The organism is Rhodococcus sp. PD04, assembly GCF_035918275.1.
Taxonomy (GTDB): Bacteria; Actinomycetota; Actinomycetes; order Mycobacteriales; family Mycobacteriaceae; genus Rhodococcus; species Rhodococcus rhodochrous.
Genome location: NZ_CP142143.1, coordinates 2,495,751 through 2,516,463, shown reverse-complemented (window position 1 = coordinate 2,516,463; position 20,713 = coordinate 2,495,751). Strand labels below are relative to the sequence as shown.

The 20,713-nt window shown below is 70.1% G+C and carries 20 protein-coding genes and 2 tRNA genes; 15 read left to right on the top strand and 7 right to left on the bottom strand.

The genetic code is table 11. The annotated features are described in order from the left end of the window. The first annotated feature begins 2 nt into the window (after nt 1-2). The 6 genes from U9J23_RS11605 (at nt 3) to U9J23_RS11580 (ending at nt 5,529) form a co-directional block, all read left to right on the top strand. Entirely contained in the window at nt 3-1,028 is a 1,026-nt protein-coding gene (locus U9J23_RS11605; RefSeq protein ID WP_059383565.1) for a heme/hemin ABC transporter substrate-binding protein, read from the top strand. A gap of 7 nt (nt 1,029-1,035) precedes the next feature. Then, complete coding sequence (locus tag U9J23_RS11600; protein WP_145708138.1) at nt 1,036-2,133, top strand: FecCD family ABC transporter permease; 1,098 nt, start codon at nt 1,036-1,038, stop codon at nt 2,131-2,133. Continuing rightward, a complete protein-coding gene (locus U9J23_RS11595) occupies nt 2,130-2,996 on the top strand; it encodes a heme ABC transporter ATP-binding protein (protein ID WP_228525577.1) in 867 nt (288 codons plus the stop codon). The genes U9J23_RS11600 and U9J23_RS11595 overlap by 4 nt, the downstream gene beginning before the upstream one ends. Nucleotides 2,997-3,135: 139 nt before the next feature. After that, nucleotides 3,136-4,158, top strand: coding sequence for a hypothetical protein (locus U9J23_RS11590; RefSeq protein ID WP_085468148.1), 1,023 nt, complete (start codon nt 3,136-3,138; stop codon nt 4,156-4,158). After that, the gene (locus U9J23_RS11585) at nt 4,158-4,412 is read left to right on the top strand and encodes a DUF5703 family protein (RefSeq protein WP_006551956.1); all 255 of its coding nucleotides are present in this window, start codon (nt 4,158-4,160) and stop codon (nt 4,410-4,412) included. The genes U9J23_RS11590 and U9J23_RS11585 overlap by 1 nt, the downstream gene beginning before the upstream one ends. A gap of 46 nt (nt 4,413-4,458) precedes the next feature. Beyond that, nucleotides 4,459-5,529, top strand: a complete 1,071-nt coding sequence (locus U9J23_RS11580; RefSeq protein ID WP_272267312.1) for a quinone-dependent dihydroorotate dehydrogenase — start codon at nt 4,459-4,461, stop codon at nt 5,527-5,529. Nucleotides 5,530-5,586: 57 nt separating this feature from the next. Here U9J23_RS11580 and U9J23_RS11575 read toward each other — a convergent pair whose 3' ends face one another. Next, entirely contained in the window at nt 5,587-6,129 is a 543-nt protein-coding gene (locus tag U9J23_RS11575) for a YbhB/YbcL family Raf kinase inhibitor-like protein (RefSeq protein ID WP_059383571.1), read from the bottom strand. Between the two features lie 29 nt (nt 6,130-6,158). Then, on the bottom strand, nt 6,159-7,511 hold the full coding sequence (locus U9J23_RS11570; RefSeq protein ID WP_085468146.1) for a M20/M25/M40 family metallo-hydrolase: 1,353 nt from the start codon (nt 7,509-7,511) through the stop codon (nt 6,159-6,161). Between the two features lie 133 nt (nt 7,512-7,644). On the opposite strand from U9J23_RS11570, the gene U9J23_RS11565 reads away from it, so the two are divergent. Next, nucleotides 7,645-7,730: transfer RNA gene (locus U9J23_RS11565), tRNA-Leu, on the top strand. Between the two features lie 283 nt (nt 7,731-8,013). Next, nucleotides 8,014-8,099, top strand: a tRNA-Leu gene (locus tag U9J23_RS11560). A gap of 77 nt (nt 8,100-8,176) precedes the next feature. On the opposite strand, the gene U9J23_RS11555 is transcribed toward U9J23_RS11560, so the two are convergent. Next, the gene (locus U9J23_RS11555) at nt 8,177-8,410 is read right to left on the bottom strand and encodes a PLDc N-terminal domain-containing protein (protein ID WP_059381471.1); all 234 of its coding nucleotides are present in this window, start codon (nt 8,408-8,410) and stop codon (nt 8,177-8,179) included. 86 nt (nt 8,411-8,496) lie between these two features. Here U9J23_RS11555 and U9J23_RS11550 point away from each other — a divergent pair, with 86 nt between their 5' ends. The 7 genes from U9J23_RS11550 (at nt 8,497) to U9J23_RS11520 (ending at nt 14,805) form a co-directional block, all read left to right on the top strand. Next, nucleotides 8,497-9,966 carry an SDR family NAD(P)-dependent oxidoreductase gene (locus U9J23_RS11550; RefSeq protein WP_059381470.1) on the top strand — a complete coding sequence of 490 codons (1,470 nt, stop codon included), beginning with the start codon at nt 8,497-8,499 and terminating at the stop codon, nt 9,964-9,966. Between the two features lie 156 nt (nt 9,967-10,122). Continuing rightward, entirely contained in the window at nt 10,123-10,491 is a 369-nt protein-coding gene (locus U9J23_RS11545; protein ID WP_059381469.1) for a universal stress protein, read from the top strand. 61 nt (nt 10,492-10,552) lie between these two features. Then, nucleotides 10,553-10,933, top strand: coding sequence for a DUF2784 domain-containing protein (locus U9J23_RS11540; protein WP_059381468.1), 381 nt, complete (start codon nt 10,553-10,555; stop codon nt 10,931-10,933). Between the two features lie 13 nt (nt 10,934-10,946). Then, nucleotides 10,947-12,182 carry a saccharopine dehydrogenase family protein gene (locus tag U9J23_RS11535; protein ID WP_106199839.1) on the top strand — a complete coding sequence of 412 codons (1,236 nt, stop codon included), beginning with the start codon at nt 10,947-10,949 and terminating at the stop codon, nt 12,180-12,182. A 294-nt stretch (nt 12,183-12,476) separates the two neighbouring features. Continuing rightward, complete coding sequence (locus U9J23_RS11530; protein ID WP_059381466.1) at nt 12,477-13,517, top strand: sulfite exporter TauE/SafE family protein; 1,041 nt, start codon at nt 12,477-12,479, stop codon at nt 13,515-13,517. Nucleotides 13,518-13,533: 16 nt separating this feature from the next. Next, nucleotides 13,534-14,112, top strand: coding sequence for a hypothetical protein (locus U9J23_RS11525; RefSeq protein ID WP_145706737.1), 579 nt, complete (start codon nt 13,534-13,536; stop codon nt 14,110-14,112). Between the two features lie 69 nt (nt 14,113-14,181). Continuing rightward, entirely contained in the window at nt 14,182-14,805 is a 624-nt protein-coding gene (locus U9J23_RS11520; protein WP_059381464.1) for a hypothetical protein, read from the top strand. On the opposite strand, the gene U9J23_RS11515 is transcribed toward U9J23_RS11520, so the two are convergent. The 4 genes from U9J23_RS11515 to mutA are packed head-to-tail and all read right to left on the bottom strand — an operon-like array spanning nt 14,745 to nt 20,646. Next, nucleotides 14,745-15,473, bottom strand: coding sequence for a lysoplasmalogenase (locus tag U9J23_RS11515; RefSeq protein WP_145706740.1), 729 nt, complete (start codon nt 15,471-15,473; stop codon nt 14,745-14,747). The genes U9J23_RS11520 and U9J23_RS11515 overlap by 61 nt on opposite strands. Nucleotides 15,474-15,476: 3 nt before the next feature. Next, nucleotides 15,477-16,526, bottom strand: coding sequence for a methylmalonyl Co-A mutase-associated GTPase MeaB (gene meaB, locus U9J23_RS11510; protein WP_059381462.1), 1,050 nt, complete (start codon nt 16,524-16,526; stop codon nt 15,477-15,479). 7 nt (nt 16,527-16,533) lie between these two features. Beyond that, nucleotides 16,534-18,780, bottom strand: a complete 2,247-nt coding sequence (scpA, locus tag U9J23_RS11505) for a methylmalonyl-CoA mutase (protein ID WP_059381461.1) — start codon at nt 18,778-18,780, stop codon at nt 16,534-16,536. Then, entirely contained in the window at nt 18,781-20,646 is a 1,866-nt protein-coding gene (mutA, locus tag U9J23_RS11500; protein WP_272266664.1) for a methylmalonyl-CoA mutase small subunit, read from the bottom strand. Nucleotides 20,647-20,713 lie beyond the last annotated feature (67 nt).

The window sequence follows — 20,713 nt, the reverse complement described above, 5'->3', positions numbered from 1 at the left end:
CGATGTTCCGTTCCCTCCTCCGCCTCCCGGTCGCGCTGATCGCAGTGCTGGGTGTCCTCCTCGTCGCCGCATGCAGCGCCCCCACCACCGACGGCACGACCGTCACCGACGTCGCGACCGGTCCGCGCACCGCCGTCGTCGATGCCGAACCCGAGCCGATCACCACCGACCCGGCACCCGCGCTGCCGGCCACGGTGCGCGGCGTGGACGGCGTCGAGACCACGATCACCGACATCTCCCGGATCGTGGTGGCCGACCGCTCCGGCACCCTGGCGCAGACCGTGTACGCCCTCGGACTCGGCGACAAGCTCGTCGGCCGCTCCACCGCGTCCTTCCCCGCGATCCAGGACGTCCCCAACGTCACCCCCGGCGGGCACGGTCTCAACGCCGAGGCGATCCTCGCGTTGAACCCGACCGTCGTGCTCACCGACACCTCCATCGGTCCGCTCGCGGTGCAGGAACAGATCCGCGCGACCGGCGTGCCGGTGGTGTTCGTCGACCCGGAACGCTCCCTCGACACCGTCGCCGACGACATCGAGGCGGTCGCGGCCGCGCTCGGTGTGCCCGAGGCCGGCGCCGCGCTCGCGCAGCGGACGCTCGACGAGATCGCCGCGGCGAAGGACTCGATCCCCGCCGACCATCCCGAACCCACCGTCGCGTTCCTCTACCTGCGCGGTGCGGCGATCAAGATGCTCGGCGGTCCCGGTTCGGGGGCCGACGCGCTCGTCGCGGCCGCCGGTGGTCGCGACGCCGGCATCCTCGCCGGCCTCGACTCGCAGTTCGTGCCGATCACCAGCGAGGCGATGATCGCCTCGGCACCCGACATCATCCTGGTGATGACGCACAGCCTCGACTCGGTGGGCGGACCGGACGGACTCGCACAGCTCCCGGGCGTCGCGCAGACCCCGGCCGGGAAGACGGGCACCATCGTGGACATGGACGATTCGACCCTGCTCAGCTTCGGCCCGCAGACCGGCAAGGTCCTGGCCGCTCTGGTGGAGGCGTTCTACCCGTCGGACCGGTCGTGATCGCCGGATGTCCGTGAGCGAAGAAGTCACCGAATCCACCGGCCTGCCCGAACGGGCACTGCGGAAGGCCGGACGGGGACGCACCACCGTCGTTCTCGTCGGTCTCGTCGTCGCCCTGCTCGCGTTGGCCGTCGCGTCGGCGTGCCTCGGTCAGGTACCCACGAGCCCCGCCGAGGTGATCGGCAGTCTGCTGCACCGCACGGGACTGGACCTCGGGCCGGTGCCCGCGCACCCCGCCGGGGAGGTCACCCTGTGGGAGGTACGTTTCCCGCGCGTGGTGCTCGCGATGCTCGTCGGTGCCGCCCTCGGTTGTTCCGGGGCGCTGCTGCAGGGCATCTTCGCCAATCCCCTCGCCGAACCCGGCGTGATCGGCGTGTCCTCCGGCGCCGCCGTCGGCGCGTCCGCCGTGATCGTGCTCGGCGGCGCCTTCACCGCCGGCTGGGCACTGGCCGGCGCCGCACTCGTCTCCGGCCTGATCACCACCGTGCTGGTCTACGTGCTGTCCCGGTCCAACGGACGCACGGAGGTGGTCACGGTCATCCTCACCGGTGTCGCCGTCAACGCCGTCGCCGGTGGACTCATCGCGTTCTTCACCTTCGTCGCCAGTCCGGCCGCCCGCGACCAGATCGTGTTCTGGCAGCTCGGTAGTCTCGGCGGCGCCACCTGGGACATCGTCGCGGTGGTCGCCCCGCTGACCCTCGCCGGGGTGCTCGTCGCGGTGCTGCTCGCCCCGAAACTCGACCTGCTCGCGCTCGGCGAGAGCGTCGCCCGGCATCTGGGTGTGGACGTCGAACGCGTCCGTCAGTTGTCGATCCTGGCGGTCGCCGTGCTGGTCAGCGGCGCCACCGCCTTCACCGGCATCATCATGTTCGTCGGACTGGTCGTGCCGCACCTGATGCGCCTGGCGCTCGGCCCCGCCCACCGGGTACTCGTCGTGGCGAGTGTGCTCGCCGGCGCGGTCGTCCTGCTCGCCGCCGACCTCGCGGCGCGCACGCTGGTCGAGAACGCCGACCTACCGCTCGGCATGATCACCGCACTCATCGGCGGCCCGGTCTTCTTCCTCATGCTGCGCCGCACCCGCGCGAAGCAGGGTGGATGGGCATGAGGCTGCTCCCCCGTTCCCTCGGATCCCCGGCGACGGCCGTCCCGGCCCGCTCGGCGCCCGGCACCGCGACGATGCGCGCGGTGGGTGTGCGGCTGCGGCGCGGAGAGCGGGAAATCCTGCACGGTGTCGACTTCGAGGTGTGCACCGGCGAGGTCGTCGCGCTCGTCGGCCCCAACGGGGCCGGCAAGTCCACCCTGCTCGCAGCGTTGTCCGGCGACCATCCGATCAGCGGTGGCACCGTCGAGGTCGAGGGCCGTCCCCTCGAGCGGTGGTCGTCGATCGCCCTGGCCCGCCGTCGCGCGGTGCTGCCGCAGCAGCACGCCGTGGGGTTCCCGTTCACCGCCCGGCAGGTCGTGCGGATGGGACGGGCCGCGTGGGCGCGCACCCCTCGGCAGGACGACGACGATCGCATCGTCGCCGAGGCGTTCGCGACCTGCGACGTCGCCCATCTGGCCGACCGGCCGTTCCCCGCGCTGTCCGGTGGCGAACGCGCCCGGGTGGCGCTCGCGCGGGTGCTGGCCCAGGATACCGAGACGTTGCTGCTCGACGAACCCACCGCGGCACTGGACATCGGCCACCAGGAGGCGGTCATGCAGGTCGTGCGGGCCCGCGCCGACCACGGGCACGCCGTGGTGGTCGTGCTGCACGATCTCGGCCTCGCCGCCGCCTACGCCGATCGCGTCTGCGTGCTCGAACAGGGCCGCATCGTCGCCGACGGCGCCCCCGACGACGTCCTCACCGAAGAGCTCCTCGGCCGCGTCTACCAGTACCCGGTGGCGATCGGCCGTCACCCCGAGACCGGCACCCCGCTCGTGGTGCCGCGACGTCCGGACCGCGACCGGTCCGCGTCGGCACAGACCTGAGCAGCAGGTCACATCCGGCCCGTGGGACGACCCACTGATTTCTTCCCCGCGACCGGCATCAGGAACACTGAAGGTCGGCGCGCCGGGCGCCGGGACGCGTCCGGCAGGTGCGAATCGAATCCGAGGACGAGGAGCAACGATGGGCAGAGCGGGGATCCGAGCGGTCACGATGGTGGGCGCGATCGCGATGGTCGTGCTGGCCGGCTGCTCGTCGGAGAGCACCCCGGACGTGCTGCAGACCATCGAACCCGCCGCCCCCGCGGCCGCCCCCGAGGTCGGCCCGTCCCCCGCCGGCGACGTCCGTCCGCTCGACCTGCAGGTCGACGCGCTGGTCGTCGAACCGTCCACGGGTACCTTCGCCGCCCTCGTCGACGACGGAGCACGGCTCGCGTTGTTCGACGACACGACGTTCGACGGTCCCGGGACGGAACCGCGCCTCGTGGACCTGCCCTCGTCCGCCGCGACCGTGGTGACCGGACCCGAGGGCAGTGTGCTCGCGCCCGTGTCCGGGGCCGTGCTGCGCATCGACGTCGCCGACGGCACCATCACCGAGGTCCCGGTCGACGGCAACGCCGCGTCGGCGGCCGTGTTGTCCGATGGCCGCTGGGCGGTCGGTACCGACAACGGCCGCGTGCTCGTCGTCGATCCCGGATCCGGTGAGGTGGCCACCACCATCGGGGGCCTCGCCTCCGTCGACGCCCTCGCCGTCACCGGTGACGCCGTCGCGGCGCTCGACCGTCGGCAGACCTCCCTCACCGAACTCGACCTCGCCGACGCCCATCTCGGTCCCGCACTGCGCGCCGGCGAAGGCGCGACACAGCTGACCACCGACCCGTTCGGGCGCGTCGTGGTCACCGACACCACCGGCGACGAACTGCTCGTCTACACCCTCGACGCGATCGTCCTGCGGCAGCGCTATCCCGTCGGCCCCGCCCCGTACGCTGTGACCTACGACGAGACGCGGGACCTGATCTGGGTGACTCTGACCGGCAGCAACGAGGTCGTGGGCTACGATCTTTCGACCGGGATCCCGCGAGAACGCCACCGCTTCGCAACGGTGCGGCAACCGAATTCGATCGCCGTCGATCCGGCCGATGCGGCACTGGTGATCGCGTCGGCAACCGGTGACGGACTGCAACGGATCCCGATCGAAGGACAGTGATGGCGAACGAGCGACTCGGCCGGCTCACCCGGATGCCTGTCGGTTGGGACACCAGCAACGACGAATACGAATACGTGCCGCTCAAGCTGCCCCGGGACGTGTCCCGGGTGAGCGCATCGATGCGTCTGGCGATCTCCGCCGAATTCCACGGCTGGGAACTCACCCGGGTGCGTCTGTATCCGGACGGGAGCCGGCGGGTGCTGCTGCGCCGCCGCAAGACCGCCCATCACGTCCCCGAACCCACCGTTGGTTGATAACAGATCCCGGACCGTCGTGGACCGGGCTTGCAGGGAGTAGTTCGTGTACCGCTATCTTCTTCGGCTCATGTTCCTGTTGCCGCCGGAACGAGCCCACCATCTCGCCTTCCTCGCGATGCGCTGGTCGACACGCTTCGGGCCGCTGCGCGCCCTGGTGGCGAAGGTGCTCGTCACCGACGACCCCATTCTCCGCAACACCGTCTTCGGCGTGCAGTTCCCCACCCCGGTGGGTCTGGCGGCCGGCTTCGACAAGGACGCGACGGGTGTCGACGTGTGGGGGCCGCTCGGTTTCGGGTTCGCCGAGATCGGCACCGTCACCGCCCAGGCACAGCCGGGCAATCCGCAGCCGCGACTGTTCCGCCTCCCCGAGGACCGCGCGATCGTGAACCGGATGGGCTTCAACAACCACGGCGCCGGGGAGGCCGCCAACCGGCTCCGGCAGCGCCGCCGCACCGTTCCCATCGGCGCCAACATCGGCAAGACGAAGGTCGTGCCGGCCGAGCAGGCCGCCGAGGACTACACCGAGAGCGCGCGCCTCCTCGGCCCGCTCGCCGATTTCGTGGTCGTCAACGTCTCCTCCCCCAACACCCCGGGCCTGCGGGATCTGCAGGCCGTCGAGTCGCTGCGCCCGATCCTCGCCGCGGTGCTGGACACCGTCACCGTGCCCGTGCTTGTGAAGATCGCCCCGGATCTGTCCGACGAGGACGTCGACGCGGTGGCCGACCTGGCGCTCGAACTCGGCCTCGCCGGCATCGTCGCCACCAACACCACCATCCGCCGCGACCGGTTGAACACCCCGCAGAGCCGCATCGAGGAGATCGGCGCGGGCGGCCTGTCGGGCGCCCCGGTCGCCGAGCGATCCCTCGGGGTGCTGCGCCGACTGCGCGCGCGGGTCGGCGATCGACTCACCCTGGTCTCGGTGGGTGGCATCGAGACGCCGGAGCAGGCGTTCGAGCGCATCCTCGCCGGCGCGTCGCTGGTCCAGGGCTACACCGGGTTCATCTACGGCGGTCCGTTCTGGGCGCGGCGCATCAACAAGGGCATCGCCCGCAAGCTGCGCGCACACGGCTACCGCTCCATCGCCGACGCGGTCGGCGCCACGGCACAGGTCTGATCTGCAACGGACGGGGCCCGGGTCGAATGCGACCCGGGCCCCGTCCGTCACGATCCGTCAGCGCACCTCGTAGGTGCCGGTCAGCAGACCGCGGGCGATGGCGTGCCCGAAGACGTTGAAACCGAGGAAGGCCGGGCTCGATTCGGGCGTGACACCCTCGAGCACCTCGACGTCGAGTGCGTGCACCGCCACGATGTAGCGGTGGTAGCCGTGTCCGGCCGGCGGAGCGGCACCGATGAACCCGTGGGCGCCGCCGTCGTGGCGCAGCGTCACGGCCTGCTCCGGAAGAGCGTCCGAGTCGGCGCTACCCGCGCCCGCCGGCAGTTCCGTGACCGAGGCCGGGATGTTCGCGACGGCCCAGTGCCAGAAACCCGACGCCGTCGGAGCGTCCGGATCGAACACCGTGACGACGAAGCTCTTCGTCTCGGCAGGGAAACCCGACCAGGACAGCTGCGGGGAGACGTCGCCGCCCCCGGGGATCCCGAACGCACCGCTGGCCTGCGGGAGTTTCCATTCCTCGCCCTCGGCGAAGTCCGCACTGGTCACCTCGAAGGTGGGCAGCTCGGGCAGGAACTTGTACGGGTCGTAATCGAAAGCCATTCCGGTCCTTTCGTGACGTTTCGAGTGTTCTAGGCGTGCATGAGGAAGTGTTCCATGACCCGCGTGCCGAAGCGCAGTGCGTCGACGGGGACACGCTCGTCGACCCCGTGGAACAGCGCGGCGAAGTCCAGGTCGGGCGGCAACTGCAGCGGCGCGAAACCGAAGCAGCGGATGCCGAGCTTGGCGAACGCCTTGGCGTCGGTGCCGGCCGAGAGCATGTACGGCACGGTCCGGCCGATCGGGTCGTGCGCGAGGATCGCGGCATTCATCGCGTCGACGAGGTCGCCGTCGAAGGTGGTCTCGTACGGCTCGAGTCCGGTGATCCACTCGCGGGTGACGTTCGGGCCGATCAGCTCGTCGACGGTGCGTTCGAACTCGGCGAGCCGGCCCGGCAGGATGCGGCAGTCGACGACGGCATGCGCGGTGCGCGGGATGACGTTGGCCTTGTACCCGGCGTCGAGCATCGTAGGGTTCGCGGTGTCGCGCAGGGTCGCGCCCACGATGCGGGCGATCGACCCGAGTTTGGCGAGCGTCCCCTCGAGATCGGGTGAGGCCGGGTCGAAGTCCAGGCCGGTCTCCTCGCTCACGACGGAGAGGAACTCCGCGACGGAATCGTTGACGACCAGCGGGAAGGTGTGGGAGCCGAGCCGTGCCACCGCGCGGGAGAGGACGGTGACGGCGTTGTCCTCGTGCAGGAACGAGCCGTGCCCGGCGACGCCCGTGGCGGTCAGGCGCATCCAGCGCATGCCCTTCTCCGCCGTCTCGACCATGTACAGGCGACGTTCGGTGCCGTCGGGGCGCGGCACGGTCAGAGAGAACCCGCCGACCTCCCCCACGGCCTCGGTGACGCCCTCGAACAGCTCGGGCCGGTGTTCGACCAGCCACTGCGAACCGAACTTGCCTCCGGCCTCCTCGTCGGCGACGAACGCGAACACCAGATCGCGCGGGGGCACGATGTCCTCGACCTTGAAGTAGCGGGCGACGGCGATCATCATGCCGACCATGTCCTTCATGTCGACCGCGCCGCGCCCCCACACGTAGCCGTTCTCGACGGCCCCGGAGAACGGGTGCACGCTCCAGTCCGCGGCTTCGGCCGGCACGACGTCGAGGTGGCCGTGGAGCATGAGGGCACCGCGGCTCGGGTCGGAGCCGGGCAGACGCGCGAAGACGTTGCCGCGGCCCGGCGCTCCGGATTCGACGTAGGTCGTCTCGTAGCCGACCTCTTCGAGCACGGAGGCCACCCATTCGGCGCACTCGCGTTCGCCGCGGGTGGTGGTTGGTTCGCCGGTGTTCGAGGTGTCGAACCGGATGAGGCGGGAGACGAGGTCGACGACCTCCTCTTCCGCCCGGGACGGCTGGTGGGCGCGCGTGTCAATGGCCATGGCCGTATGTCTACCACCGCCGGTCCGCCATCACGACAGTTCGGATCACCGCAGGTGGAGGTGGCGATTTGGGACCGTGGGCGCGGTGGGTTACTCTTTCACAGCGCCCACGACGAGTGGGCGTGAGCATCAGGTCCGAGTGGCGGAATGGCAGACGCGCTAGCTTGAGGTGCTAGTGTCCTATTAACGGACGTGGGGGTTCAAGTCCCCCCTCGGACACTCTGAGTCGAGACAGACGACGAAGGCCCCGAACATCATGTTCGGGGCCTTCGTCGTTGTCGGAAGAAGATCGAACCGGCGACAGCCGCTACCACTTTCGTCATCCGCTGCGGCAATTGCTGCAGCGGATGACGAAGAAGCGAGCGGATCCGGGTGAGGCCCGACCCGCCGAACGTCACGAGCGCGCCTGAAGTGCCGTTTTGGGGATCGGGCGCCCCATGCGCTACTGTTTCTTCAGCGCCCGCGGGAGCGGGTTCTACCGACATGCCCCGTGTGGGCGTCGGTCCGAGTGGCGGAATGGCAGACGCGCTAGCTTGAGGTGCTAGTGTCCTATTAACGGACGTGGGGGTTCAAGTCCCCCCTCGGACACACCGAAACCCGAAGGCCCCGAACCGATATCGGTTCGGGGCCTTCGGTTCGTCCGGGGGTCGGCGCGAGCGGACCGCTCAGTCCCGGCGGCCCTTGCGGAAGTAACGGATCGGGCCGAAGAAGTTCACCGCGATGGTCAGCGCCCAGCGCAGCTTGCTGCCGTTGACCTTGTCGGCCGGTCGCCTCGCCAGATCGGCCCACGCCGCGACGGCGAGCGACAACTGCACCGCTGCGAGCAGGACCACCAGAACCTGCTGGGGGCGGCTCAGTTCGGCGAACTTCTTCTTGGACAGGGGTGAGCTCGGGCTCATCGTTCCTCCGGTACTTCCGTGGTGATTCGGACACGATCATCCTGCCCGATACGATCGGGACCACAGCAGCACACGGAAAAAGGCAGATGAACCCCCACAGCGACACCACCGCCGAGCCCGCCACCGACGGCTTCACCCGCATCGACCCCGACGATCTGGCCACCTGTTTGCGGGTGCTCGACCAGGCCGCGGGTCTCGACGCCGAACATCCCGACGCGATCACCGTGCAGCGCGCCGTGGGGCACATGTTCAAGAAGTTCAAGCGGTTGCGCCGCAACGAGGCCCGCAAGCAGCGCGTCGACGCCGATCGTCAGGTGTTGTCCGCGACCGCCACCGCCTCCCCCACCCGCATCGACGACGAGACCGCCGGACTCCCGCTGGCCTCGGCGACCCGCGGTGCGAGCGCGGGAACGCTGCTGAGGCCGCGGCACTGCTACATCTGCAAGGACAAGTACACGCAGGTGGACGCCTTCTACCACCAGTTGTGCCCGACCTGCGCCGAGGAGAACCACGCCAAGCGCGATGCGCGCACCGACCTGCGGGGCCGTCGCGCCCTGCTCACCGGTGGTCGCGCCAAGATCGGCATGTACATCGCGCTGCGGTTGCTGCGCGACGGCGCGCACACCACCGTCACCACGCGGTTCCCCAACGACGCGATCCGCCGCTTCAGCGCCATGGAGGACAGCGGCGACTGGTTGCACCGGCTGCGCATCGTCGGCATCGACCTGCGTGACCCCGCCCAGGTGGTCGCCCTCGCCGACGACGTCGCCGCGCAGGGTCCGCTGGACATCCTCATCAACAACGCCGCGCAGACGGTGCGCCGCTCCCCCGGCGCCTACTCGGCGCTGGCCGAGGCGGAAGCCGATCCGTTGCCCGCCGGTCCGCGCCCCGAGGTCCTGACCTTCGGCAAGCCCTCGGACGCTCACCCCGCCGCCCTCGCCGGATCGCTGCCGGCCGAACTGTCGGCACACTCGCTGACCTCCCTGGCACTGGTGGCCGGGTCGGCGACACCCGAGCGCGTCGCCGCCGGGGTCGCCGTCGACGCCGGCGGCCTGCTGCCGGATCTCGTGCACACCAACAGCTGGGTGCAGACCGTCGGCGAGGTCGAGCCGCTGGAACTGCTCGAGGTGCAGCTGTGCAACTCGGTGGCGCCGTTCATCCTCGTCAACCGCCTGCGTCCCGCGCTCGCCGCGTCCCCGGCCCGCCGCAAATACGTCGTGAACGTCTCGGCGATGGAAGGGCAGTTCGGAGGCCGCCGCTACAAGGGCGCCGGGCATCCGCACACCAATATGGCCAAGGCCGCGTTGAACATGCTCACCCGCACCAGCGCCGAGGAGATGCTCACCGACGGTATCCTCATGACCGCCGTCGACACCGGGTGGATCACCGACGAACGGCCGCACCACACCAAGATGCGGCTGGCCGAGGAGGGATTCCACGCCCCGCTCGATCTCGTGGACGGCGCCGCCCGCGTCTACGACCCGATCGTCCAGGGCGAGGCCGGCACGGACGTGTACGGATGCTTCCTCAAGGACTTCCGCCCGGCACCCTGGTGATCCGGACGCCGTGATCCGGGTGGCCGTGGTCCGGGGGCGCCGTGGTCCGGGGGCGCCGTGGTCCGGGGAGACCGGTTCCACACCGTCGATCGTGGCCCGCCCTCCCGGTCACGGCGATAATGGAGGACGTCCCCGCAGGCCCGCACGAGGAGAGTCATGACTGTCGCTGTCGTTCACGCCGATACCCCCGAAGGCCGGGTCGCTCTGCAGGCCGCGGTGCGGGAGGCCGCCGACCGGCAGCAGTCGCTGGTGGTGCTCCACCCGCTCGACGAGCCCGACGAGGTGGAGGGCGTGCGGGCACAGGTGAGCCAGGTGGCCGGCACCGACGGCTGGGAGTTGCTCTCTGCCGTCCACGACGGCGATCCGGTCGGCACGACCGTCGAACTGCTCGCGCGCAGCGGCGCCGAACGCGTGGTCATCGGCAGCCGCGGGCGCACCGCGACCGGCAAGTTCCTCGTCGAGCGAGCGGTACAGCGGCTGATCACCGAGTCGTCGGTACCGGTGCTCGTCATCAAGGCCGGCTGAGACGCCGCCTGCCCTCCGGCAACCCTGTCCGTTCCGCGGCCGTTCGTTCTACCCTGGGCACATGGCGTTCCGGGTGGTCGCCGACCTCACGGCCTTCGTGCATCTGCTGTTCGTGCTCTACGTCGCGTTCGGTGGTTTCCTCGCGTGGCGGTGGCCCCGCACGATCGTCGCTCACGTCGCCGCGGTGGTGTGGGGAGCGGCCTCGGTGGCCGTGGGGTTCGACTGCCCACTGACCGCGGTGGAGAACTGGGCACGCCACGAGGCCGGTCAGGAGGGTCTGCCGCCGAGCGGATTCATCGACCACTACCTCACCGGAGTGATCTACCCGGAGTCCGCACTCGGTGCGGTCCGCGTCCTCGCCGCCCTCGCCGTGCTGGTCTCGTGGGTGGTGCTGTGGCGCCGCGTCCGTGTGACGAAGGTCGCCCCCGAGACTTACTCCTGAGTAGGGTGGGGGCATGACTGTCTCCCGGGATCTCGACATCGTCGTCTATGGCGCCACCGGCTTCGTCGGGCGCCTCACCGCCGCCTATCTCGCCGAGAACCTCCCCGACGGCGTCGCCGTCGGACTCGCAGGACGTTCACGCACCAAACTCGAGAAGCTCGCCGCCGACCTCGGAACCGACTGGCGGCTGATCGAGGCGAACGCCGACGATCCCGCCTCGCTGGCCGCGCTCGCCGAATCCACCCGCGTCGTGATCACGACGGTCGGTCCCTACGCCGCGTACGGACTGCCACTCGTGCAGGCGTGCGCCGAGGCCGGCACCGACTACGTCGATCTCACCGGCGAGGTGCTCTTCCACCGCGAGAGCATCGACCGCTTCGACGACGTGGCCCGGCGCACCGGCGCCCGCATCGTCCACTCGTGTGGATTCGACTCGGTCCCGTCCGATCTCGGCGTCCACGCGCTCTACCGCGCTGCGGAGGCCGACGGCAACCTGCCGCTCACCGACACGACCTTCGTGCTCCGATCCTTCCGCGGCGGCGTGAGCGGCGGCACCATCGATTCGCTCCGGCAACAACTCGACGCGATCCGCAAGGATTCCACCGCCCGGAAGATCGCCGCGCGCCCGTACTCGCTGTCCCCCGCCCCGGCTCGGGAACCCGATCTCGGTCGCCAGAACGACTTCGCGTTCGTCGACGGCAAGTCCGTCGCGCCGGAGGTCTCGGGCCGGCTCGCCCCGTTCGTGATGGCCTCCTACAACACCCGCATCGTGCGACGCAGCAACGCGCTGCGCGACTGGGCCTACGGACGCCGCTTCCGCTACCGGGAAGTGATGAGCGTCGGCTCCTCGCCGTTCTCCCCCGTCCTCGCGGGGCTCGTCGGACTCGGGACGGGCGCCCTCGCCGCCGGCCTGTCGTTCCCGCCCACGCGGTTCGTCCTCGACAAGCTCCTGCCCGCCCCCGGCGAGGGACCGTCGGAGAAGACCCGCGAGAACGGTCACTTCACGGTGGACCTGTACGCCTCGACCGAGTCGGGCGCCCGCTACACCGCGCGGTTCTCCGCGCAGGGCGACCCGGGTTACAAGGCCACGGCCGTGATGCTCGCCGAGTCCGCCCTCTCGCTCGCCCTCGGCGGCGCGGCCCTGCACGCCGGTGGCGGTGTCCTCACCCCTGCGGTGGCGTTCGGGGACGTGCTCAGCGAACGGCTCCGCGCGGCCGGTTTCGAGATCTCCGCCCGCCGCCTCGGCTGACCTCGCGTCCGGCGCGCCGACCGGGGCGCGCCGGGCCCGCCGAGTGTGGCTCCGCCGCGGGAACGGGCTATGCTCGACCGGACCGAACGATCCGCGCGCGGAACGAGACCTGAGGACGTGACCATGGCTGCGACGAGTACCGAGATGGCTCCGGCCGCTCGCCTCGCGCTCATGCCGTTCTGGCCGACCCGTCGCGGCGCCTGCTTCGATTGTCTGTGTTGCACCCGGGAGTGTTGCTGAGCGCTTCGGCGCTCGTCCAGCTTTTCGGGTTCTTCCAGCTTTCGGAGCCAACGCATGTTCAATCTGCTCATCTTCACGCTCGTCGGTGTCGGCGCACAGCTCGTCGACGGCGCACTCGGCATGGCCTTCGGTGTCACCGCGACCACCCTGCTGCTGTTCAGCGGTGTCGGTCCGGCGCACGCGAGCGCCGCGGTGCACCTCGCCGAGGTGGGAACCACCCTCGTCTCGGGTGCTTCGCACTGGCGTTTCCGCAATATCGACTGGAAGGTCGTGCTGCGGCTCGGCGTGCCCGGTGCCATCGGCGCCTTCCTCGGCGCGACCGTGCTGTCGGGGCTGTCGACCGAGGCCGCCGAACCGGTGACCGCCGGGATCCTGCTGGCCATCGGCGTGTACGTCGCGTTGCGCTTCTCGGTGCGGCCTCCTGCGGTCGCGCATGCCCGCACCTCCCCGCACACCGCGAAATTCCTGTCCCCGCTCGGATTCTTCGGTGGGTTCATCGATGCGAGCGGCGGTGGCGGATGGGGACCGATCACCACCAGCACTCTGCTCTCCCGCGGAAAGACGGCGCCGCGCACCGTGATCGGATCGGTGAGCGCCTCGGAGTTCCTCGTCGCGGTCGCGGCGAGCATCGGTTTCCTGTTCGGGCTCGGCCACGACTCGCTCGGCAATCTGGTCATCGTCGCCGGTCTCGCCCTCGGCGGTGCTCTCGCGGCGCCCGTCGCGGCGTGGCTGGTCAGCCGGGTCCCCGCGACCCTGCTCGGTACCGGTGTCGGCGGTGTCATCGTGCTGACCAACGCGCACAAGCTCGCCAAGACCTTCGATCTCTCCGGGACGGCACTGGCGGTGCTCTACCTCGCCATCGTCGCCGCCTGGCTCACCCTGCTGATCGTGTCCTGGAAGCGTTCGCGCCTCACCCCGGCGGAGAAGAGCGGTTCGCTCGAACCGCTGGCGCAGCCGACGCCGGTGGCGCTGCTCGAAGGCGCCGACGCGGCGCCTCTCGCAGGTGCCCGTCCGGAGCGTCGGGAGGTGCCCGGACACAACGAAACTCGCCTCGATTCCACCCCGTCACCACGCTTCCCCGACGGCGCTCGATAATCGCTATTATGCCCGCGTGCGACAAAAGCGAATACATACTGGTGCCTTCGTCTTTCTCACCGCCGGCGTGGCCCTGACGGCCTGTTCCTCGGACGATTCCACGGTCGGCATCCGCAACGCAGCCGACATCAACTCCCCGACCTCCGCCTCCGCCGAATCGCCGTATCTGGTGAAGATCGCGCAGAACTTCCCCAGCTGCGAGGCCATCGGCGCGACCCTCGAGCGCTACATCGACGGGCTGACGCCCGCTCCCGGCGGCATCGTGAGCTCCCAGCGCGTGAACTGCGTGTGGGAGGCCGCAGCCGGTGAGCCGCCCTCCGGACTCCGTTCCGTCGAGGTCGTCGTCGAACCCGAGACCGTCACGTCCGCCACCGCGGCGAAGACCGGCCTGGTGGTGCTTCCCGATTCCGCCATCGAAGCGGCCGGCGGTTTCGCGCACAGCATGCCGATCAATATGGCCGGCACCGCTTTCACCGCGACCGGCGTCGAACTCCCCCAGGCCTCCGTGTCGATCACCGTCGGCGGCCGCGACGCCGCGACGGTCCTCGATCCGGCGGGCGGCGTGGCGGTCGCCAAGCAACTTCTCGGGCTGTAACGCGCGGTGTCGCGGCCCTCGACCGCCCGGGCGGAACCAAGATCACATACAACTCGTACGGACGCTACGATGCGCCGTGTGAATCCGACCCGATACGCGGCCGCATCCGCGGCCCTCGCCGGCGCCCTGCTCCTCGGAGCGTGCTCCTCCGGCGACGACGCCTCGTCCTCCACCACCGCCTCGGACGCCGACTCCGCGGCCTTCGACACCACCACCTTCGACGCCGACGCCCTCGGCGAACCGACCGGCCTCGGCAGCGACATCCTCGCCCGCTTCGACTCGTGCGACGATGTCGCGCCCGCCGTCGCCCCCTACATCGAAGGACTGAGCCTGCGTTCGTCGAGCGGGGTGGACGAGTACAGCGTCTACTGCGCGTGGGAGACCCCGGAGACCGCGACGAACCTCGACGAGATCCGGTCGGTGGAGATCGTGCTGGCGCCGGGATCCGGAAACGTTCCGTCGGCGAGCGACCTCGAAACCGGCGGTCTCGAACTGCTTCCCGACGCCGACATCGAGGCCGCCGGCGGCGTCGCCTACACCATGGGAGAGGCCGTTTCGGTCGCCGCCGTCTCCGTCACCCAGATCCAGCTGCCCGACGTGGAGGTGTCCATCACCGGCGGGCAGTGGGGCGACTATCCGTCGCTCGACGCCGCGACATCGGTGACCGTCGCCAAGGAACTGCTCGACCTGTAGGCCCGCCCGCTCCGATCGTGCGCGGTGAGCACACCGCGCACGATCAGGGCCTGGGCCGCGATGTAGGTGGCCATGATCCACAGCCCCATGGCAGGCAGATCCGCGTCGACGAAGGCACGGACGGCGATGAGCGCATCGGAGACGACGAACAGCATCGCGCCGACCGCCGCCGTCCGGTTCACGCCGGTGGCGAGCACCGCCATCGCCGCGAGACACGACGCGTAGATCGCCATCGGAACGACGAGAATCCCTGCCGCCGAAGCGCACACGGCGACCATGGCGATCACCGCGAGAGCGTAGAGACCGACCACCCACGGGCGGGTTCGCACCACGCTCGACCTCCGGTACGGCCGGAACGCGACGATGTAGGTGAGCTGGGCGCACAGGAAGAAACCCACCAGCACCAGGAACGAGGCATCCCCGTCGACGAGGTCGGGTGCGGTGTCCCCCAGCCACGAGAATCCCAGTGCCACAAGCGTGCCCACGACCAGCCGGTCGCGCGGTGCGGACGTGACGAGAACGAGTCCGAGCGCGAGCAGCGGCATGAGGAACCACTGCGAGACGTCGGTGAACGCCGAATCGGGCGCGAGAACCTGAAAGACGAGATGAGCCGCCGCGACGATCGCGAACGCACCGAGAACGGTGACGGCGATCGTGCGGCGGCTCATGGATCAGGAATCCTCGCCGGACGTTCCGGGGTCGTTCACCCCGTCGAAGGCGTCGAGCAGACGTTGCGCGGCGAGCGCGGCGGTCAGCGAACCGTCGCGCACCCCGGCCTCGACGTCCTTGCGGATCGCCCGCACACGCGGGGAGGTCTCGAGACGACGCAACAGCTGGTCGTGCACCATCGTCCACGTCCAGTCCACCTGCTGGCGGCGCCGGTTCTCGTCGAACAGACCCGCCTCGGTGAGCACCTTCTTGTGCTCGAGCACGGTGTTCCAGAAGGTGTCCAGACCGTTGCCGGTCATGCCGCTCATGGTGATCACCGGCGGCTTCCAGATCGCGTCGTGCGGATGCACCATGCGCATCGCGCCGGCGAGTTCGCGGGCGGCGACCCGCGCGTCGCGTTCGAACTCTCCGTCGGCCTTGTTGACCGCCACCAGATCGGCGAGTTCGAGCACGCCCTTCTTGATGCCCTGCAGCTGGTCGCCGGTGCGGGCCAGGGTCAGGAAGCAGAAGGTGTCGACCATGTTGGCCACGGTCACCTCGGACTGCCCGACACCGACGGTCTCGACGAGGATCACGTCGAATCCGGCGGCCTCGAGCAGCACCATGGTCTCGCGGGTGGCCTTCGCGACCCCGCCGAGCGTGCCGGCCGAGGGCGACGGGCGGATGTAGGCGTCCCGCTGTACCGCGAGACGCGCCATCCGCGTCTTGTCGCCGAGGATCGACCCACCCGTGCGGGTGGACGACGGGTCGACGGCCAGCACCGCGACCCGATGCCCCTGCTCGAGCAGATACATGCCGAGCGCGTCGATGAAGGTCGACTTGCCGACACCGGGCACACCCGTGATACCGACACGAATCGCGTTGCCCGCCTTCGGGAGCAAGCGCAACAGCAACTGCTGCGCCTGCTCCCGATGGTCGTCGCGGGTCGACTCGATCAGCGTTATCGCCCGCGCGAGGCCGGCCCGCTCGTTGGCGAGCACGGCCTCGGCGAGGGCGTCGACGTCGATCTGCCGTCGGCGGGTCTGCGCGGCGCCGACCGAGGTGTCGCTCATGCCGACGTCAGCCTCCGAGGTGGTGGCCGAGCTGCGCGGCGAGCTTGGTCAGCAGACCGGTCGCCGCATCCGCGATCACGGTGCCGGGCGGGAAGATCGCCGCCGCACCCGCCGCGTAGAGCTCGTCGAAGTCACCCGGCGGGATGACACCACCGACGACGATCATGATGTCCTCGCGGCCCACCTCGGCCAGTGCCTGCTTGAGGGCAGGAACCAACGTCAGGTGACCCGCAGCCAACGACGACACGCCGATGACGTGCACGTCGTTGTCGGCCGCCTGCTGGGCGACCTCTTCGGGGGTCTGGAACAGCGGTCCCACGTCGACGTCGAATCCGAGGTCGGCGAAGGCCGTGGCGATCACCTTCTGGCCTCGGTCGTGACCGTCCTGGCCCATCTTCGCGACGAGGATGCGGGGGCGACGGCCCTCCTCCTCGGCGAACTTCTCGACCAGCTCGGTCGCGGCGGTGATGTTGGTGGCCTTACCGGCCTCGTCGCGGTACACGCCGCTGATCGTACGGATCTCGGCTTGGTGGCGGCCGTAGACCTTCTCCAGCGCGTCCGAGATCTCACCGACGGTGGCCTTCGCCCGGGCCGCGTCGATGGCCAGCGCGAGCAGGTTGTTGTCGAGACCCTGGCTCTGCGCACCGGCGGCGCGGGTGAGTGCGTCGAGGGCGGCGCGGGTGGCCTCCTCGTCACGGTCGGCGCGCAGCTGCTCGAGCTTGGCCAGCTGCTCGGCCCGCACACGCGAGTTCTCGACCTTGAGGACCTCGATCTCGTGGTCCTCGGTCACCTGGTACTTGTTGACGCCGATGACCGGCTGGCGACCCGAATCGATGCGCGCCTGGGTGCGGGCGGCCGCCTCCTCGATACGCAGCTTCGGGATGCCCTCCGAGATGGCCTGCGCCATACCGCCGGCGGCCTCGACCTCGGCGATGTGGGCGCGGGCCTTGTTGGCGAGCTCGTGGGTGAGCCACTCGACGTAGTGCGAGCCGCCCCACGGGTCGATGGGCCGCGTGGTGCCCGACTCCTGCTGCAGCAGCAGCTGGGTGTTGCGGGCGATGCGCGCCGAGAAATCGGTGGGCAGCGCCAGCGCCTCGTCGAGCGCGTTGGTGTGCAGCGACTGGGTGTGGCCCTGCGTCGCGGCCATCGCCTCGACGCACGTACGCGCGACGTTGTTGAAGACGTCCTGCGCGGTGAGCGACCAGCCGGAGGTCTGCGAGTGGGTACGCAGCGACTTCGACTTCGGGTTCTTCGCCCCGAACTTCTCGACGAGCTCGCTCCACAGCAGGCGACCTGCGCGAAGCTTCGCGACCTCCATGAAGAAGTTCATGCCGATCGCCCAGAAGAACGACAGGCGCGGCGCGAACTTGTCGACGTCCATGCCCGCGTCGAGTCCGGCGCGGATGTACTCCATGCCGTCGGCGAGGGTGTAGGCGAGCTCGAGGTCGGCCGTCGCACCGGCTTCCTGGATGTGGTAGCCGGAGATCGAGATCGAGTTGAAGCGCGGCATCTTCGCCGAGGTGTACGCGAAGATGTCGGAGATGATCCGCATCGACGGCTTCGGCGGGTAGATGTAGGTGTTGCGGACCATGAACTCCTTCAGAATGTCGTTCTGAATGGTTCCGGCCAGCTGCTCGGGCTTGACGCCCTGCTCCTCCGCCGCCACGACGTACAGCGCCAGGATCGGCAGCACCGCGCCGTTCATGGTCATCGACACCGACACCTGCGACAGATCGATGCCGTCGAACAGCTGACGCATGTCGAGGATCGAGTCGATCGCCACACCGGCCATACCGACGTCACCCTGCACGCGCGGGTGATCGGAGTCGTAGCCGCGGTGCGTGGCCAGGTCGAAGGCCACCGACAGACCCTTCTGACCGGCGGCGAGGTTGCGCCGGTAGAAGGCGTTGGACTCGGCGGCGGTGGAGAAGCCGGCGTACTGCCGGATGGTCCACGGCTGGTTCACGTACATCGTCGGGTACGGCCCACGCACGAACGGGGCGATACCCGGGTAGCTGCCGAGCGGGTAACCCTCGGCGACGACGGCGTCGCGGTCGGCCTTGGTGTAGACCGGCTTGACGTCGATTCCCTCGGGCGTCGACCACACGACGTCCTCGGTGCCGTAGTTGTTCGCCTCGGCGACGGACTCGATGAGCGCGGCGGCCTGCTCCGCGGTGGGAGCGGTGGGCGCCGGCACGGCCGGGTCCGTCAACGGGACGTCGGCGAAGCTGCCGATTTCGTGTTCGATGCTCACTTACGCTCCCAAAGTGTTCAGCAGGTCGGTGAGGGCGGCGACGGCGTCGATGCGCGCGGTGAGGAAGCCGTCCGGACGATCGTCGCCCTGCGCGTCCTTCACGGCCTTCTCGGGTCCGGCCAGCAGCACCGTCGTGATCCCCGCCGCACGCAGCGCAGCGGTGGCCGTACCGGCCTGCTCGCCGTAGCGGGTGTCGGTGCCGCACAGCACGGCGACGGACGTTCCGGTGTCTCCCACCAGGGACGACAGGTCGGCGTCGAGATCGAGCGGTCCGGGATTGACCGCTTCGATTCCACCGGCGGCGAGCAGATTCGCCGCGAAGGTCGCACGCACGTTGTGTTCGGCGATCGGCCCGAGCGGGGCGAGCAGCACCCGCGGGCGGGCACCGTGCGAGGCCAGGTAGGTGTCGGAGCGGTCGCGCAGCGCCTCGAACGGTGCGGCATACCGCGCGGCGGACGCGCCGGCCTCGGCGACACCGACCGGCAGCGGCTTCTCGGCCAGGTTCGGGAACTCGTTGACACCGGTCACCGAGAACTTGCGGTGCGCGATGTCGGACTCGCGGCGGGCACGCGTCTGCGCGACACGCTCGGCGATCAGCCCCGACTCGAGAGCGGCGCGGTAGCCACCGGCCGCCTCGATCTCCTGGAAGAAGCCCCACGCCTTCTCCGCGATCTGCGCGGTCAGTTCCTCGACGTACCAGGAACCGGCGGCGGGATCGAGGACACGACCGAGGTTGGACTCCTCGAGCAGCAGCAGCTGGGTGTTGCGGGCGATCCGGGCGGAGAACGCCTCGGACACCTCGAGCACACCGGCCGGCAGCGCGGAGTCGAACGGCAGGACCGTGACGGCGTCGGCGCCACCGACACCCGCGCCGAACGCAGCGAGGGTCGTGCGCAGCATGTTCACCCACGGATCGCGCTGGGCCATCATCGCCGCGGAGGTCACGGCGTGCTGCGGAGCGTTGCCGGCCTCGGGGGCACCGGCGACCTGGGCGACGCGCGCCCACACCTGACGACCCGCGCGGAACTTCGCGATGGTCTGGAACTGGTCGTCGGTCGCGGCGAGACGGAACTCGAGCTGACCGAGCGCGTCCGCGACGGGAACCCCGGCGTCGACGAGTGCTCGCACGTAATCGAGGCCGGCGGCGATCGCGGCACCGAGTTCCTCGGCGTCGGACGAACCGGCGTTGTGGAAGGCGGTGCCGTCCACGGTGAGGGCACGCACCCCTTCGGTGCGGTCGGCGGCGGCCCGTGCCAGCTCGATGGCCTCGTCGAGAGACACGTCGGGACGCTCGGAGAACGCGCTGGTGAGCGGCGCTGCACCGAGGAAGATGCGCACGACGGCGCGGTCCTCGATGTCGGTGCGGTTGTCGAGCACGGAGTACACGGCGGTGGTCGCTGCGACCACGTCGGCACCGGCGTCGAGACGGACCGGCGCGAGGTCGAGGAGCACACCGCTCAGCGCGGTGTCGAGCGCGTCCACGGGGACCGCGCCGGCGCCGAGACCGAGCCACACCGAGCTGACACCGTTGTTCAGGGCGTCGAGGATGCGCTCGTTGACCGAGGCCGCGTCGGTGCCGGTGAACCGGACGTCGACGAGCCAGCCGGTGTTGACGTCGCGCGTGGACGAGCCGCCGCGGACGAACGGGAACTCACCGGGCAGCGGCGCTTCGTCGCGCTCGTCGCGCACGCCGTACAGCGGCGCGACGGTGACGTCGTCGTAGGTCGTGGTCTCGAGCAGACGCTGCGGCTCGGGTCCGAGTTCGGCCGGGTCGACGCGTCGGGACTTGGCCAGCACCCCCGCCACCGCGTCCTGCCACTGCGCATATGCGCGCGCGGCATCCTCGGCTTCTGCAGCTAATGACACGGGCGATTCCTCCTACTGCGGGTTTGCAGGCTTTGTACGGACGGCGTTGTCGGCCGGAGGTGGACAA